Genomic DNA, 15,430 nt, shown 5'->3' with positions numbered 1-15,430 from the left:
TCGTAATTCGTAATTTGTAATTCGTAATTTTTGGATTTAATAAGGTTTCTAGATTCGCCCAAAATCGTTGTTTTGGGACTATCTACGAAATTACAAGGGTTTCAAGACTTAATTCACATTAAGCGTGAATTACAAATTATCTTATTGCCATCGGGAAATTTCCAAGTCAACTGCTGCATTTGCTCCTAAGACTTGTTGTCCACGGTCAGGTAGGGGAACAGATGCAACATATACATTGTCACTAGATTGTGGATTCGGATTTAAAGTAGTTACTGGTTCTTTGTTATCGGAACTCCAACTATACTTACCCTCATACGTACCATTTGATTCGGCGACATCAGTAATTAGATAGTCAGACCACAAAGGTACTTGGTCAAGATGACTGTCACGTAACCAATTCGTCTCTTGTTTGGTGAAAGAATGGAGTGCAAGGCGCAGGGCATATCTACAGACGTTATCATCACTGGATGAGTTTCTTGGGATTAAGAAGGCTGTAAATAGGGGAATAGGTTTATCTGTTCTTTTTAACTCTTGTGTAATTGGGCAATAATGAGCGATCGCTTGCTCGTATATTGGAACAGGAAGACCACGCAAAGCCACCCTAGTTTCTAATTGATAAAAGTTTTTATCTAAGTCTTGTAACTTAACATTACTTAAAGATAGTTTCACCTGGATATCACCAAACAAAAAGCGTTGCAGGTTTTGATAACCTTCTTCGGAGTTCACCATGCCATAACGCCCACCATGTGAACGGTGAATATAGGCACGATGAGAACCTGTAATATAAGCTCTCTCAATCTGAACTAGACCATCACTTTTGACCCCGACAGTCTTGCGTGAAAGACCATAAGCTTCTTGATAATCATAGGCATTAGTACCGATGATACAAAAAACGCGGTTTGGCGAAAATGCATCCCCTATGTTTTGTAGTGTTTCTAACTGAAAGTCATCGGGTAATTTAGCCGTTGGCGGGACATTAGGTGTTAAATACTGATACATTCTCTGAGGGCCAAAGTCATCAGAATTATTTAATCTGAGGGTGTCTCTCAGGTTTTCGATCAACCCATCCCCAACATCAAAAGCAATGCCACCATGAGGTGTACCGTAGGTAAAAAATTTATCAATGTGATTGCTAGCTGCGTCGTTTGTTTCTGGATAAATTTTTTGAATCAAGCTGCGACAAACAAGACCTCCCATCGAGTGGGCGACAAGATAAATTTTGCCTGCCCCTGTGGTTTCCTTAACATTTTGAATCAGGTCTTTTAAACCCCTAGATATATCCTCCATCTCCTGTCTGACACCGCTTGAAGAGCCAAAACTAGGTGTAGATATATCATAAAATCGATAGATCCAAATAGTTTTATTAAGTTGACCAGACAATCTCTTAATCTGATTGCTTATATTCTGATTATCAACAATCGGTTGATAACCATGATCGGTCATCAGCCGCAGCAATGGACTCTCGAAAAAAAACTTTTGGGGATTTTCTTTCTCATCTACTCGAATATGGGTTGAACCATTATTGAATCCATAAAATGGGTCATCAACCGTTTGTTCAACGTCTTTTTGTGTACCGGCATATCCACGAACAAAGATAATTGGTAAATATTGCATATATATCCTCACTATTTAATTTAATTATTAGACATCTCCAGAAATTCAATATGTATTATCCATACCTCTTGTAGAAACGTAGCAGTGCTAAGTAACCATGCAGAATTAATTATAGTCATTGCGAGCGAAGCGAAGCAATCCCAGCCCCTGCGATTGCTTCATTTCGCTTCGCTCCATTCGCAATGACATTGTGTAATTAATTTTGTTTAACTACTTACGTTTCTAAATTTATTTTCGGAGATATCTTATTTTTCTTTGTTGCCAGATTTAACCGGGAAGAAGTTAGGGCAATTAATGAATTGCCCTAGCGATCCACCACACCAACTTTGATGTGTGAATAAGTTCGTAGTCAGGACTTTAGTCCTTCATTTGAGCGCTAAAGCGCTCACTACAAACCAAGCATTGTTTACTTGGCGGACTACTAGAAAGTTTTCACGAACTCAATTAGGGCTTTCTTATCTTCATCAGGCAGATTTGAGCCAAAATAATGACCCTCATCTTCAACGAAATCAGGAGACTTATTAGCTCTTAAAAGTACACGTGCCAACTTACCTTTAATTCCACCACCCGGTTTCAAATCTTGAAAAAGGTTGCTGAGATTAAGAGATGTAATCGCCTCTCTGATATTGATACTTGCTAATAAATTCACAGGTGTACCTTTAGGAACAGGAATCCTAAATCTCGGATTCGGATCGCCTGGAGGAAGCTCTAATTTGCTATCTCGATCTGTCCTGCTGATAATTCCTTCACGCTTTTGGGGCCACAGCAGCTTTTCCATCGCATCGCTATAGGCTTCTACACGTCCTTTCACAGAAGGATCTTCGTTGTAAAGTCCTAGTGTGTTGTTGTGTAGAAGTGGTGCGGTTGCCCAAATACTCACTAACGAAGGTGTGCGATAATATCCCAAACCGCCGTCCGGTATCTTAAATTCAATGGGTTTCTTCTCATCAATGGGGTTGTACAGCGTCAAAGTACCTGGTGATGGTAGTTCTTTGTAGGTTTTCGACGAGAACTGATCCCAAATATGCCCCTTAGTGGCATTTGTTCCTAGCGATCGCGCCGCATTAGTCCCAATTAGTGTAACTGGATAACGCTGGTCATCGGACAAGAAATTGTGGTCGAGAAAATTACTACTGAGTACAGATTCTTCGTACCATTTTTGAGCCTGTTCGGGGTCAGCAGCGATCGCAGCAGGTGGCTTTTTGCTGGAATGACAACTAGCACAAGTGCTGGCAAAAACCAGCTTGCCACGTTTGAGAACTTCTTCATCTTTCGTTAAGAATTCTTCACCATCTGGTGCATCTTTCAGGTGCATTGGCTTGATGGTTTTTAAGAATGCTTCTGCATCAGCCATGCGTGCTTCTGTTTGTCTCCAGTCTTCGCAGTCCTTGCGCGCCTTTTGGATATCAAAAGGTTTTTGGGGAGTTCTGCCTAATAAAGGCTCATGGAGACTTGTCCAGTAATCGCCGCACATCCCAATATTGACGTAGACGCGGAGTGAGGCGTTTGCTACTCCTGTAGAGTCTGCGCCATCTTTGAGAATGTGATTAACATCTTTGGTTGAACCGTCGTTCATGACTTCTGGATATTTGGGGCGATCGCCTAAATTAAAAATGGCATTGATCGCATTCGGATTGTTGATATGATCGGTGGCAATCCGCGAAGTATCAGAAGTTCCAGGTTTTTGAGAGTCGAGTACTTGCTTAATAAAACTATTGTCCGCAACGCTGGTTCCAAAGAATTTGTTTTCTTTGATGTACTGATTACCCAATGCTGGTACAAGGTTTTCCCATCTTGGATGTTCCTTGTCTTTGGGTGGATTCAGGGGATCTAGTGCTACGTGACAAATGGCGCAAGATTGCCCAATCAAATAGGGAGGCTCAACTTGTGAGGTTTTGAAATACTCCTTAGCGTTCCATTTTGCCGAGTCAAAGTTGGGGTTGGGGAACTTACGCAACCCAATAACACCAGTTGAAAGCGGATCTTTACATTTATCTAACCGCAATCCGTATTCATCTTTTTCTGTTGACTTTTCGCATCCAGGATCGTTAATTGCACCATAGAGCTTAAATCGCTCGTCATGCTTATCGGAATCAATCAGCTTTAGCAAATCAGCACCGCCAAGGGTTCGCTTCGCTAAATCACGATAGTACTTGCCATTACCGCCAGTCCATAAGTACCAGGTACAACGACCCCGTTTCTCGGCATCTGTCAAATTCTCCTTTGTGTACTCTGGGAGATAACCGATACCCTCACAGTTATCAGGGTATTTAGATACACCCGTATCAGAGTCCTTCGTACTTATGGAAGCAGGTGTTTCATTATACTCATCGGCTAGAGCTGTAGGCGTTCCATAAAAGCCGCAAACTATAAACATAGTCACGAACAGGAGGAGCAGACAGCCCTTCAAAATTAGACTTGTCTTTTTCATAAAACTCTCTGGTTGTAACCCCTAAACCTTCTCTACTGCACCTCACATTTGCAGAGGCACATTAATGCTCCATCACTAATTTCCCATTTTCCCGATTTAATCTTGGGATATTTTGATGATTTAAAATGTACCTTACTGAGGTTCGTTATATATGAACTTACTACACAAGTTTGCAAAACGTCATTAATAAACTTTTATACATTTTTAAACCAAAAATTTAAAAAATTGTAAATTTCCAATGGTATGCAATAACCAATTTGCTATGGTTATATCCATTCCATAGGTACTTGGTTAAGTTTTTAACAAATTGTTAGGAGCTTATTTTAAGGTTGCCTTAACCTTTGAAGATAAATACAAAAACGAAAACTTTCACTTTTTTTAAGAATTGCTCTGTAAATACCGTAGGTTTACAAATTGCAAAAATCTTTATATAACCGTAAAAACCAATAAGGATAAATCTCTATGCTGAAACTTGGTAAGCAAATCTAAGTAACGAAAACGTAATACTTAGCGTTCGCATCCGAAAACCTCCACTGTAGATTTGTAGACATAAAAAATTGCCCTCCCAAAGACACTAAAAAAACAGTTCTCTGGCGAGACTGTTAGTGCTGCGAAAAATTCACAAAACCGAATCCTATTGCCGAAACAATACAAAAATAGAGGAACAGATGGAAAACGATATTATCTTTGAACCATTGAGATTCCGTAATCTCACAGTCAAAAATCGGATATTTCGCTCTAGCATTTCAGGACGATGGGATAACTATGATGGTTCAGGAACCCAAGCTCGAATCAACTGGGAAGAAAAGTTTGCTCGTGGTGGTGTAGGGGCTATTATTACCTCCTTTGTTCCTGTGGCTATCCGGGGACGAATTATGCCCAATTACGCCACCATTGACTGTGATGAACGCATTCCTTTTTGGCGAAAAGTAGGAGAAAAAGTCCACGAATATGACTGTAAATTTATATTGCAATTAAGTCATTCTGGGCGACAGCAGGATATTGGTGGTGTAGAAAACTTAGGAAAAAAAGCATTAAGTTCCACCAGCCAAACTGAGCCATTTCACGGTTTTTTGTGTCAAGCGATGACACTAGGAGAGATAAAAGAAACAATCCAATACTTTGCCGATGGTGCTAGACGGGCCCGTGAAGCAGGTTTAGATGGAGTAGAATTGCACAGTGCTAATGGATATCTTTTTAACCAATTTCTCAGTTCTGGAATTAACGACCGTCAAGATGAATACGGTGGTTCATTAGAGAATCGAGCGCGGTTTTTGCTAGATGTAATTAGAGCAATTCGCAAAGAAGTAGGTAACGACTTTCACTTGCAATTTAAAATTAGTGCCGTTGACTATAACAACGCCGTCACCTTTTGGGAAAAACCAGGTAATACCATAGAAGATTCCATCCAAGTTTGTAAATGGGCAGAAGAAGCTGGGGCTGATGGCGTGCATGTCTCAACTGGTAGCTTATTTCCTCACCCACTCAATCCCATTGGTGATTTTAATTTTGATGTCATTTCTAGAACTTATGACACCATGTTGTCGAGTGGTGTTGAAACCACACGCAACTACATTTTATTTCGCAATTCATTTTTGCATCCCGTTTTCAATCTTTTATGGAACCGCGTCAAAAGCCAATTGCGTCCTCAAGCATTTAGTGGTGATGATGTTAAAGACCCCAAAATCAAGCAGTTGCTAGCAGAGAACCAAGGCAGAAATTTGCTGGATGCCAAAGAAATTAAAAAGCACGTTAATATTCCCGTATTATGTACTGGTGGTTTACAACAGGCTTCTTATATTCGTCAGGCAATTAACGAACATTATTGCGATGGCGTAACAATGGCTCGGACTCTAATTGCTAACAACGACTTAGTTAAATCTTTTCAAGCAGGTAAAGACCTGGCAGATAAACCCTGTACCTATTGCAATAAATGCCTGTTGAATGTAACTGAAAATCCCTTGGGTTGTTACGAGCAGGATCGCTTTAATAGCTATGAAGAGATGATGGAAGAAGTAATGTCAGTCTTTCATCCAACTCAGTTTGCAAATTCATCTAAATAAAAAGCGATGGGTATCACCTTAACAATTCGTAATTATGTTATGGATGAAGATTTTAGCTGTAGATGTCTTTTACTCTAACCCAATTGTGAGGGAGCATCCCAAATGTGTAAAAACATGAATTGTCATTGCGAGCGTAACGTAGTGAAGCGAAGCAATCGCAACATCTGTACTTTGCGTTCGCGAAGCGTGTCCGAAGGACTTATGCTTCATTCCGCTTTGCTCCATTCGCAATGACAACTTATCATCTTGGTAAATTTACAAGATTGGGATGCTCCCAATTATGAATTACGAATTACGAATTATGTTGACAATTTCGCTTACAGATAATCTTGACAATATAGGGAGTGTTTCATGACTGAACAAACTAACCCTACCCTAATTTCTACGCCAATAAAGGGATTTTTCAAGCGGATTTGGGTTGTGATTGTGGGTATTATAGCAGTAGCAATATTTTTATTGTGGCCTGTTTTATCTAACTCCCCAGTGGATTATGCTGATATTCAAAACCACTTTAAATATGGTTCAATTGGCAGCGAACCCATCAATGGCATTCCTTACTGGATTTGGAAAGTTTTACCAGACCTATTCCCTGATAAATTACCTGGAAAAGGCTACACTTCTCTGGGATTTATTAAAGAACCTGATAAAGATTTGCCTGTAGGTTTTTCGCAACGAAGAGTCTTTATTAATCGAGTTGGCTTGAATTGTGCTGTATGTCATACAGGAACACTGCGAAATACCCCTAATAGCGAACATCAAGTCATTACTACGATGCCAGCTAATGTGCTGAACTTGCAGGGATATATCAAATTCTTATCAGCAGTTGGTGTGGATGAGCGCTTTACTGCTAATCGGATGTTACCAGAAATTGAAAAAATCAGTGGCGGTTTAAATCCCATTGAAAAATTACTTTATCGCTTCATTGCGATTCCCCAAACTAGAGATGCACTAATTAATCAGGCATATCGACTTAATTTTGTTGAAAAACAACCAGATTGGGGGCCAGGAAGAGTAGATACTTTTAATCCTTATAAAGCAATTCAATTCCATTTCCCAATGGATAAATTGCGTCAGGATGAACTGATTGGAACTTCTGATTTCCCCTCAGTTTGGAATCAAAAACCCCGCGAGGGATTGCAGTTACATTGGGATGGGAATAATACTTCTGTTGATGAACGTAATAAAAGCGCAGCTTTAGGGACTGGAGTTACACCCACAACTATTGATTTACCTCGAATTCAACGAATTGCCGATTGGCTTTGGGAACTACCACCACCAAAATATCCTTACGAAGTTAACGAAACTTTAGCAGCCACAGGAAAACCACTTTTTACAAGTAATTGCGCTAGTTGTCACGCTTTCGGTGGTGCGTACACAGGCAAAGTTGTACCGATTCAAGAAATTGGTACAGACCCCCATCGGCTAGATTCATTTACTTATGAAACCATCTCTAACCAAAATACCCTGTATGCAGGTTATCCGTGGCGGTTTAAGAATTTTCGTAAGACTAATGGGTATGCAAATATGCCTCTTGATGGTGTTTGGTTACGCGGCCCTTATTTACATAATGGTTCAGTGCCCACCCTTCGGGATTTACTAGAAAAACCAGAAAATAGACCAAAAGAATTTTATCGTGGCTACGACGTTATCGATAGAGAAAAAGGTGGCTTTATCTCTGATGTCGCCGAAGAAAATGGTAAAAAGTACTTCAAGTTTGATACAAAACTTGATGGTAACAGTAATAGCGGTCACTTGTATGGTGTTGATCTTTCCCCTGAAGAGAAAGATGCAATTGTTGAGTACATGAAAAAACTTTGAAGGACACTTTAGCAAGGAGAAACCTAAGTTTATGGCAATACTTAAGTCAAAATTAGGGAAAATAATCACCTCAATTGCTGTAGTTATTGTCCTTCTTTTTGGGGTTGTGGGTTACGTGGGATGGTACAACCTTTTCCGGGAAGTTCCTAGCGAAGTTTATGAGTTACCAGAGGATCATTTTAAATATGGTTCTATTGGTACAGAACAGGCGCAAGGTGTACCGTATTGGATTTGGTTAGTATTGCCACGTATATTTCCCGATAAGCTACCAGGGCCAGGCGGTTATACTTCTTTGGGAATTACATGGGAAGAAGGTAAGGAACTACCAGTTGGTTTTGCGAAAAAAACAATTGGCTTCCCTAGAGTTGGGATAACTTGTGCTGTTTGTCATCATGCTACTTATCGAGAAAATCTCAAAGATAAGCCAACAATTATTGCAGCCGGGCCTGCAAATAAATTTGATTCTCAAGGCTATATTCGCTTTCTTGGTAATGCTGCTAGTGACCCCAGATTTGAACCTGACTATATCCTTGATGAAATCAAATATAGCCATGAGTTTCCCTGGTGGGAAAACCTGCTTTATCGTTTTGTGATTATTCCTCAAACAAAGAAAGGGCTACTACAACAAAAAGCAGATTTTGCTTGGACTGATTCTCGTCCCAATTGGGGGCCGGGTAGAATTGACCCGTTTAACCCTGTGAAGTTTACTACCTTAAAGTTGCCTAAAGATAACACCATTGGTAATTCAGATATGATGCCTCTGTGGAATGAAAAGCAACACCAAAACTTTGCCCTGCATTGGGATGGTTTAGAAACTTCGCTGCGAGAAACGGTACAAACTGGGGCGATTGGTGACGGTGCAACTAAAAAGTCTTTACCAGTAAATGATCTACAACGGGTAGAAGATTATATTTCGGAATTACCGCCTCCCAAATATCCCTTTGCAGTTGATGAGCAACTAGCTACACAAGGAAAAGAGATTTTTAGCAGTACTTGTGCATCTTGTCACGCATTTGGCGGCGAAAGGACTGGTCAGGTGATTCCTGTTGATGAAGTGGGAACTGACCGCCATCGTCTAGATATGTGGACGCAGCAAGCAGCAGATACTTACAACAAATTTGGTGATGGTTATCCTTGGGATTTCAGCCAGTTGCGGAAGACCAATGGTTATGTGTCTGTCTCTCTTGATGGTCTTTGGTTAAGAGCGCCTTATCTGCATAATGGTTCAGTACCATCCCTACAAGACTTGTTAGAAAAACCAGAGAATCGACCTCAATCTTTCTACCGAGGATTTGATGTCTATGACCAAACCAAAGTCGGTTTTATTTCGGAAGGAGAAGAAGCCCAACGTGTAGGTTTCAAATACGATATTAGCGTTCCTGGTAATAGTAACCAAGGACATATTTATGGCACTGATTTACCTGCCAATGATAAACAAGCATTAATCGAATATCTGAAAACTTTATAACCAAGCTATGAATAAATATGCTGTTTGGTTTCGTCGCATCGTCTGGCTAGGGATTATCCAAGACTGGGCGATCGGCTTCCCGGCGATCTTTGCACCAAATTGGTTGCTGGAATTATTGCATCAAAGACCTACCCAAGACCCGGTATGGACTTCCTTTGCTGGCTTGCTAGTGGTTTTGCTGTCGCTGTTCTATATTCCTGGAGCAAATGATCCATACCGTTACACTCCCAACGCCGTATTAGCGACCCTTTCCCGTCCACCTGGAGTTCTTTTCTTTTTCTTTCTTTACCCCAACATTTATCCTACTTTCGGGATTATTGATTCAGTTTTGTGCTTATTCCAAATCCCATTGTTGATATTAACTATGCTCAACAAACCTCAAGCTTCCACCCCGGATAAAGATGTTTTCGAGTATGACGGTTCTACCCATAACGAAGTCAAAGAAGTTGGTTTTAGCGGGACTTATGGTGAACCACTGCCTTATCATGAGGGTCTAGGAATAACCAAGTTTTTACAGTTTCTCAATGATTCGGCGCGGAATATGTTCGATAAACGGGATATCCGCCCTTATTACGATAAGTTAATTCACGCCAATGGTGTTTGTTGCTCAGGTATTTGGCGGATTACTGAGAATTCCCCTTATACAGGCTATTTTGCTAAGGGTTCAGAAGGCTTAGTGTTTGCCCGCCTTTCTGTTGCTGGTGCTAACATCAAGCGGGGCGATCGCCGGGCCTTTGGAATTGCAGGTAAGGTTTATCCTACCCTCAACCCCGACGATAAGGTAAAACCAGGCAATTTTGTGACTGTCGATTATCTGACAGGCATCAAAACCAAGCATATTACTGATACTGAATTAACTAACTTTCCCTCTGTCGGTTTAGATATTGGAGCGAACTTAGTTAACCGGATCATTTTCCGACTCATGGATAAAAGACCAGGGTTTCGTCAGTTATTCCCGATTTCAACCCTGGCATTAGCGCCAGGAAGCAAAGTTGTCACCCCAGACCAATTTATGCTGAGGGTAGCAGAAGGCACAGTCAAGATCGATGCAGAAGACTTCCGCGATGAGTTGCGGTTAGAAAAGTATCCTGACCACAAATTGGTTTATACCATCAACGTCAAAAACTTTAATGAAAAAGAGTGGACGAAGTTGGGTGTAATTGAATTTAATGACTATGCCATCTGTGAAGGTTGCGATAAACGGATACACTTCTGGATTCCCCGCGACATCCCAGTACCAGAAAGAGATAGCCTTGCCCGTCCAGCAGATCCTGTAGTGATTAAGTAAATCCTATGAGCCAGCAATTTGATGTCATCGTAATTGGTAGCGGCTTTGGTGGGTCAGTAGTTACCTGCCGTTTGGCGGAATCAGGAGCGCGGGTTTTGGTATTAGAACGCGGCCGGCGTTGGACGAAAGACCAATACCCACGTCAAGCCAAAGATGCCTGGATTTATGAACACACCCAGCCGCAAAAACATAATGGCTGGCTCGATTTACGCTTTTTTAAGGGGATGGCTGTAGCTCAGGGGGCGGGGGTTGGTGGCGGCTCTCTGTGCTATTCCAGCGTGGTTTTAGAGGCAAATCCGACGCGATTTGAGCAAGGTTGGCCACCGGAAATTACTTATAGTGAATTGCAGCCTTACTACGATCGCGTGCGGAAAATGATGGATGTACATCCCATACCGCCAGGGCAGCATACCCAACGGGCGAAATTGATGCAACAGGCGGCGCAAAAAGTGGGGTATGGCGATCGCTTCCAAAGTATGCCCCTAGCAATTTCCTTCGATCCAGACTGGAACTACCAACTGGAAGATCCATTGAATGAAAAGCACTCCCGGCAATTTGTCAATGCCCAAGGGCAAAAACAAGGTACTTGTGTTCATCTGGGTAATTGTGATTTGGGGTGTGATGTCCACGCCAAGAACACCCTCGATTTGAACTATATTCCGGCGGGGGAGAATAAAGGGGCAGAAGTGCGATCGCTCCATTTGGTACGCTATATTCAACCAGAAGAAGGTGGTTATCGCGTTATTTTTGACCGCATTGAAAACGGGCAACTAATTCGTGGTGAAGAGAGGGGCAAAATAGTTGTCATCGCCGCAGGTTCCCTCGGTTCTAGTGAGTTGCTATTAAATAGCCGCGATAAGTACCGCACTTTACCTAAAGTTAGTCAGCAACTCGGTAAAAATTGGAGTGCTAACGCCAACGTTCTTACCCCCGATTTTTACGGTAAAGATGTTGAGGTTAGGCAGTCCATTGGCCCAACTATTACCGCAGGTATGGATTTTACTGACAGTAGCTTTGAAGGAGAGAGTTTTATTATTGAAGATGATGGCTTTCCTAATATGTTGCTTAATGCCATTAGCAGCAAACTAAATTCTGGCAAATTCAGCCTATTCGCCTTAGCTTTACGCAATCATTTGCGGCGTGGTTTGGACGAAAAAAATCCTTTAAGCAACGTTATGGTTTGGCTAGGTGCGGGTGTTGATGCTGCCGATGGGCAACTTTCTCTCGGTCGCAACTGGCTTAAGCCTTGGGAAACAGATTTAAAACTTGATTGGAATATCCAGCGCTCAAAGTCTGCAATTGATGCCATCCTGAATCTGCAAAAGCAACTTTCCCAAGCCAACGGCGGTAAACTTTACATTCCCTTTTATTGGTCAGTTCTCCGCAGTTTGTTAACAGTGCATCCCCTGGGAGGCTGCAAAATGGGGACAACTGCTGAAGATGGTGTGGTCGATCATAAAGGAGAAGTCTTCGGCTACAAAAATCTTTACGTCGCTGACGGGGCAATTTTACCTCAAGCTGTTGGGCGCAACCCTTCCATGACCATCGCTGCTTTAGCAGAACGGGTGGCTCACTTGATGGTGAACAACTGAGCGAAGGAAGGCAGTCTTGTTAAACAATACCTTCGCCATTTTTTTATTTGTTGGGTTGAGGCACGAAACCCAACCTTGGATCTTAGAAATAGTAGTAGACCGTCCTAACTTTGGTTATCATAGACTGCTTATAGCATGGTTTACTACAACAATACTTCAAATAAATACGTTTTCATCAGTGCTAATGCCAGTAGTTCATGAAGGCTACTTAACTCCTAATTAAAAATTCTTGAATACGTTTAACAAAATCCTCTAAGTCTGAGATTAAGTTAGTAGTACCTCGACGTTCTTGATTGTAAGCTAGTTGTTCTAGTCTTTCTGCTGCCAGATGCATCGTTGTTGCTCCCATATTGACACTAGTACCTTTGATTTGATGTGATTGCAGCGCTATTTGGTCAAAATCATGAGATGCGATCGCTATTTTAATGATCTCTAACCGAGGTTGAATATCTTCAACAAATATTTGCAGTAGTTCTAATTCAAATTCTGGGTTGTTTTCTGAGAGTTGATGTAAGCGTTCCCAATCAATTGGGAGATTAACTGAGCCTGTATCTGTTGGAGAAACTTTCTGTTCTAAGGCATCTGTTTCTTTGACTATGAATATCACATTTCCCCAATGCTGTAGCGCCGCAGCCAATTTTTCTTTGATTACTGGCTTACTTAGATAGTCGTCCATTCCGGCATCTAGACACATTTGTTGGTCTTCTTTCATCGCATTCGCTGTCATTGCAATTACTATAGGACGACGACCACCAGCAAAGCTGCTTTCTTGCCAACGATGAATTTCTTTTGTGGTTTCTAAACCGTCGAGAACTGGCATTTGGCAATCCATCAGAATTAAATCGTAGGGAATTTTTTCTAATAACTGCAATGCTTCTTTGCCATTATTAGCAACATCAGCACTATAACCCAGGCTTTTGAGTTGCTTCAAAGCTATTACCTGATTCACTTGATTATCATCAGTTACGAGAATTCTTAATTTAGGGAAATCAGAAGCACGATAATCAGAGTTATTTTCAGAATTTTTTACTTGTAACTTCTGTACGGGCGCAAGAACTTGCGCCCCTTCTGACTCCTCTGGAATAATAGGAGCGGCAATCGTAAAGTAAAATGTACTACCTGCATTGAGTTCACTTTCAACCCAAATTCTGCCCCCCATTAATTCACAAAGTTGCTTGCAGATGGCAAGACCTAAGCCAGTACCGCCATACTGTCGAGTAATGGAGGAATTCACTTGACTGAAGGCTTTAAATAAACGCTCAACGCGATCGCGGGGAATCCCGATGCCTGTATCTTTAACACTAAACTGAATCTCGTGAGTATTTACAGTAGAAGAATGATTAATATCTCGATTCTGGCGAACTATAACTGAAACTTCTATGCTTCCAGTTTCGGTAAATTTAATAGCATTACTGACTAAATTAATCAATACTTGGCGCAGTCGGGTGATATCCCCCACAATCATAGTAGGAAGTTTAGGAATATCTAAAAATGTGAGTTTTAAACCTTTTTCTCTAGCTTTAGATGCAAGTAAATAAAAAGCCTCATGAATGCAAGTTTGCAAAGCAAAAGGTTCCTCTTCTAGTTCCAAGTTGCCTGATTGGATTTTAGAGAAGTCAAGGAAATCGTTAATAATTTTGAGTAAGGAGTTTCCACTGGTGTAAATGATTTCAACAAAGTCTTTTTGATAAGCAGTCAATCCACTATCTAATAACAAACTGGCCATACCAATTACCGATGCAATCGGAGTCCGAACTTCATGGCTAATCATCGCTAAGAATTCCTGTTTAGCAAGTTCTATCTGCTTGCGTTCAGTCATATCTCGCAAAATGTAAACATAACCTTGAAAATGCTCAATTTCTGTCTGAACAATTGAGGATGAAAAAGCAACAGGAATTATTTTACCACTTTTCGTATAACAAACAGTTTCTACGTCTTTTATTAAAGGATTTATGTCTTTGTTTTTGGATATATCAATACTTTCAATATTTCCAATTTCTAATTTATAGCTATCGACTTCTCTAAGAACTTTAACTATAGATTGACCGATGAGTTCTGTTTCGTCGTATTCTAACAATATTTGTGCGGCTGGATTCAGTTTTTTTATCTTCCCTGACAGTGTTGTTACCAACAATGCATCTGCCATTGATGTCACAATTTGGTCAATGTATTGTTTAGAAGCCTTTAAGTTACGTAACAAAAGATTTGCTTCATTTGCACCTTGAAACAAAGATTGCTCAAGAACCATCCTTTCTGTTGAGTCTTCCACAAGGATGATTAGTCGATTACTAGAATAATTTTCTTGCAGATTCTTAGTAATCCGAATATCAATATAGAAAGGAGAAGCTATATCTTGCGATCGCCTAATTCCTTTTAATTCAAAGTTATCCTGCTCACCCTGTCGAATTGCATCACAAATATCTTCAAGTCCTTCTAATTCTGGAAAGACAATCCGAACATCCTCACCTTGTTTCACTTCATCAGCAATGTTGGTAAAATGATTTAGTCCAAGAGATATCTCTAGAATCTGAAGGTTTTCATCAATTATCAAATATCCAATCTTACATACAAACAATATATTTGTCAATAATGGGTTCATTTTACTAAATTAAACGAGTGGCTAAAGTTTGAAATATTTTATCAACATTATTGCCAGTTTTAGCTGAAGTTATATATGTGTCTAATATATTAGTTTGATCGGTAAATTGATACATTTTACGGATCTTTTCTAAATATTCAGCCGCAATCATATCTGATTTGTTCAGTGCAACAACAATATAGCTTTTAGGATTAACAGCTAAAAAAATTTGAATATGCTCCCCAATATGATTGAGTGTTTCTGGTTGTGTGACATCACCAACTATCACAGCACCTTTAGAACCTTGGAAATAGTTTTGAGCAACTGCCTTAAACTTATTGCTACCTTCGATATCCCAAATTATCAACTGTAAGTTTTGCTCTTCATGCTGGTCTTTTGGAGAAAAATTAACTAATTTACGAGAAATTTTTACTCCTACAGTTGAAAGATATTCATCACTAAATTTACACTCTACAAATTGACGAATTAGACTGGTTTTGCCAACACCAAAATCACCAAATAAGCAGATTTTTTTAGAAATTGTAGACATATTTGAGGAAAAGTAGGTATTATCTTAA

The 15,430-nt window shown here is 40.4% G+C and carries 8 protein-coding genes and 2 pseudogenes; 5 read left to right on the top strand and 5 right to left on the bottom strand.

Annotated elements, in window-relative coordinates; all coding sequences use genetic code 11:
• Positions 1–141: 141 nt before the first annotated feature.
• Positions 142–1,614, bottom strand: a complete 1,473-nt coding sequence (locus tag GTQ43_RS18585; protein WP_265274241.1) for an esterase/lipase family protein — start codon at positions 1,612–1,614, stop codon at positions 142–144.
• Positions 1,615–2,035: 421 nt separating this feature from the next.
• On the bottom strand, positions 2,036–4,045 hold the full coding sequence (locus tag GTQ43_RS18580; RefSeq protein WP_265274240.1) for a hypothetical protein: 2,010 nt from the start codon (positions 4,043–4,045) through the stop codon (positions 2,036–2,038).
• Positions 4,046–4,713: 668 nt separating this feature from the next.
• On the opposite strand from GTQ43_RS18580, the gene GTQ43_RS18575 reads away from it, so the two are divergent.
• The 5 genes from GTQ43_RS18575 to GTQ43_RS18555 all read left to right on the top strand — a co-directional run bounded on the left by GTQ43_RS18575 (position 4,714) and on the right by GTQ43_RS18555 (position 12,274).
• Entirely contained in the window at positions 4,714–6,108 is a 1,395-nt protein-coding gene (locus GTQ43_RS18575) for an NADH:flavin oxidoreductase (RefSeq protein WP_265274239.1), read from the top strand.
• Positions 6,109–6,459: 351 nt separating this feature from the next.
• Positions 6,460–7,926 (top strand): cytochrome c, encoded by a 1,467-nt coding sequence (locus tag GTQ43_RS18570; RefSeq protein ID WP_265274238.1) that lies wholly within the window; start codon positions 6,460–6,462, stop codon positions 7,924–7,926.
• A gap of 31 nt (positions 7,927–7,957) precedes the next feature.
• Complete coding sequence (locus GTQ43_RS18565) at positions 7,958–9,394, top strand: cytochrome c (protein ID WP_265274237.1); 1,437 nt, start codon at positions 7,958–7,960, stop codon at positions 9,392–9,394.
• Between the two features lie 7 nt (positions 9,395–9,401).
• On the top strand, positions 9,402–10,682 hold the full coding sequence (locus GTQ43_RS18560) for a hypothetical protein (RefSeq protein ID WP_265274236.1): 1,281 nt from the start codon (positions 9,402–9,404) through the stop codon (positions 10,680–10,682).
• A 5-nt stretch (positions 10,683–10,687) separates the two neighbouring features.
• Entirely contained in the window at positions 10,688–12,274 is a 1,587-nt protein-coding gene (locus GTQ43_RS18555) for a GMC oxidoreductase (protein ID WP_265274235.1), read from the top strand.
• A gap of 208 nt (positions 12,275–12,482) precedes the next feature.
• On the opposite strand, the pseudogene GTQ43_RS41770 reads toward GTQ43_RS18555, so the two are convergent.
• The 3 genes and pseudogenes from GTQ43_RS41770 to GTQ43_RS18545 form a co-directional block, all read right to left on the bottom strand.
• Positions 12,483–13,754: pseudogene (locus GTQ43_RS41770) on the bottom strand (ATP-binding protein); the annotation flags it as partial.
• A gap of 126 nt (positions 13,755–13,880) precedes the next feature.
• Positions 13,881–14,522 (bottom strand): annotated as a pseudogene (locus GTQ43_RS41765) (histidine kinase dimerization/phospho-acceptor domain-containing protein); the annotation flags it as partial.
• 355 nt (positions 14,523–14,877) lie between these two features.
• Complete coding sequence (locus GTQ43_RS18545; RefSeq protein ID WP_265274233.1) at positions 14,878–15,402, bottom strand: Rab family GTPase; 525 nt, start codon at positions 15,400–15,402, stop codon at positions 14,878–14,880.
• Between the last annotated feature and the right edge of the window lie 28 nt (positions 15,403–15,430).

Origin of the sequence: Nostoc sp. KVJ3, from assembly GCF_026127265.1 — a bacterium.
Classification (GTDB): Bacteria; Cyanobacteriota; Cyanobacteriia; order Cyanobacteriales; family Nostocaceae; genus Nostoc.
The sequence above is the reverse complement of the archived record's forward strand: the minus strand, read 5'-3'. Positions and strand labels throughout refer to the sequence as shown.

Coding starts and splice junctions, on each gene's coding strand:
- GTQ43_RS18585 (WP_265274241.1), bottom strand. CDS start 1,614: ATGCAATATTTACCAATTATCTTTGTTCGTGGATATGCCGGTACACAA.
- GTQ43_RS18560 (WP_265274236.1), top strand. CDS start 9,402: ATGAATAAATATGCTGTTTGGTTTCGTCGCATCGTCTGGCTAGGGATT.
- GTQ43_RS18555 (WP_265274235.1), top strand. CDS start 10,688: ATGAGCCAGCAATTTGATGTCATCGTAATTGGTAGCGGCTTTGGTGGG.
- GTQ43_RS18545 (WP_265274233.1), bottom strand. CDS start 15,402: ATGTCTACAATTTCTAAAAAAATCTGCTTATTTGGTGATTTTGGTGTT.
- GTQ43_RS18575 (WP_265274239.1), top strand. CDS start 4,714: ATGGAAAACGATATTATCTTTGAACCATTGAGATTCCGTAATCTCACA.
- GTQ43_RS18580 (WP_265274240.1), bottom strand. CDS start 4,045: ATGAAAAAGACAAGTCTAATTTTGAAGGGCTGTCTGCTCCTCCTGTTC.
- GTQ43_RS18565 (WP_265274237.1), top strand. CDS start 7,958: ATGGCAATACTTAAGTCAAAATTAGGGAAAATAATCACCTCAATTGCT.
- GTQ43_RS18570 (WP_265274238.1), top strand. CDS start 6,460: ATGACTGAACAAACTAACCCTACCCTAATTTCTACGCCAATAAAGGGA.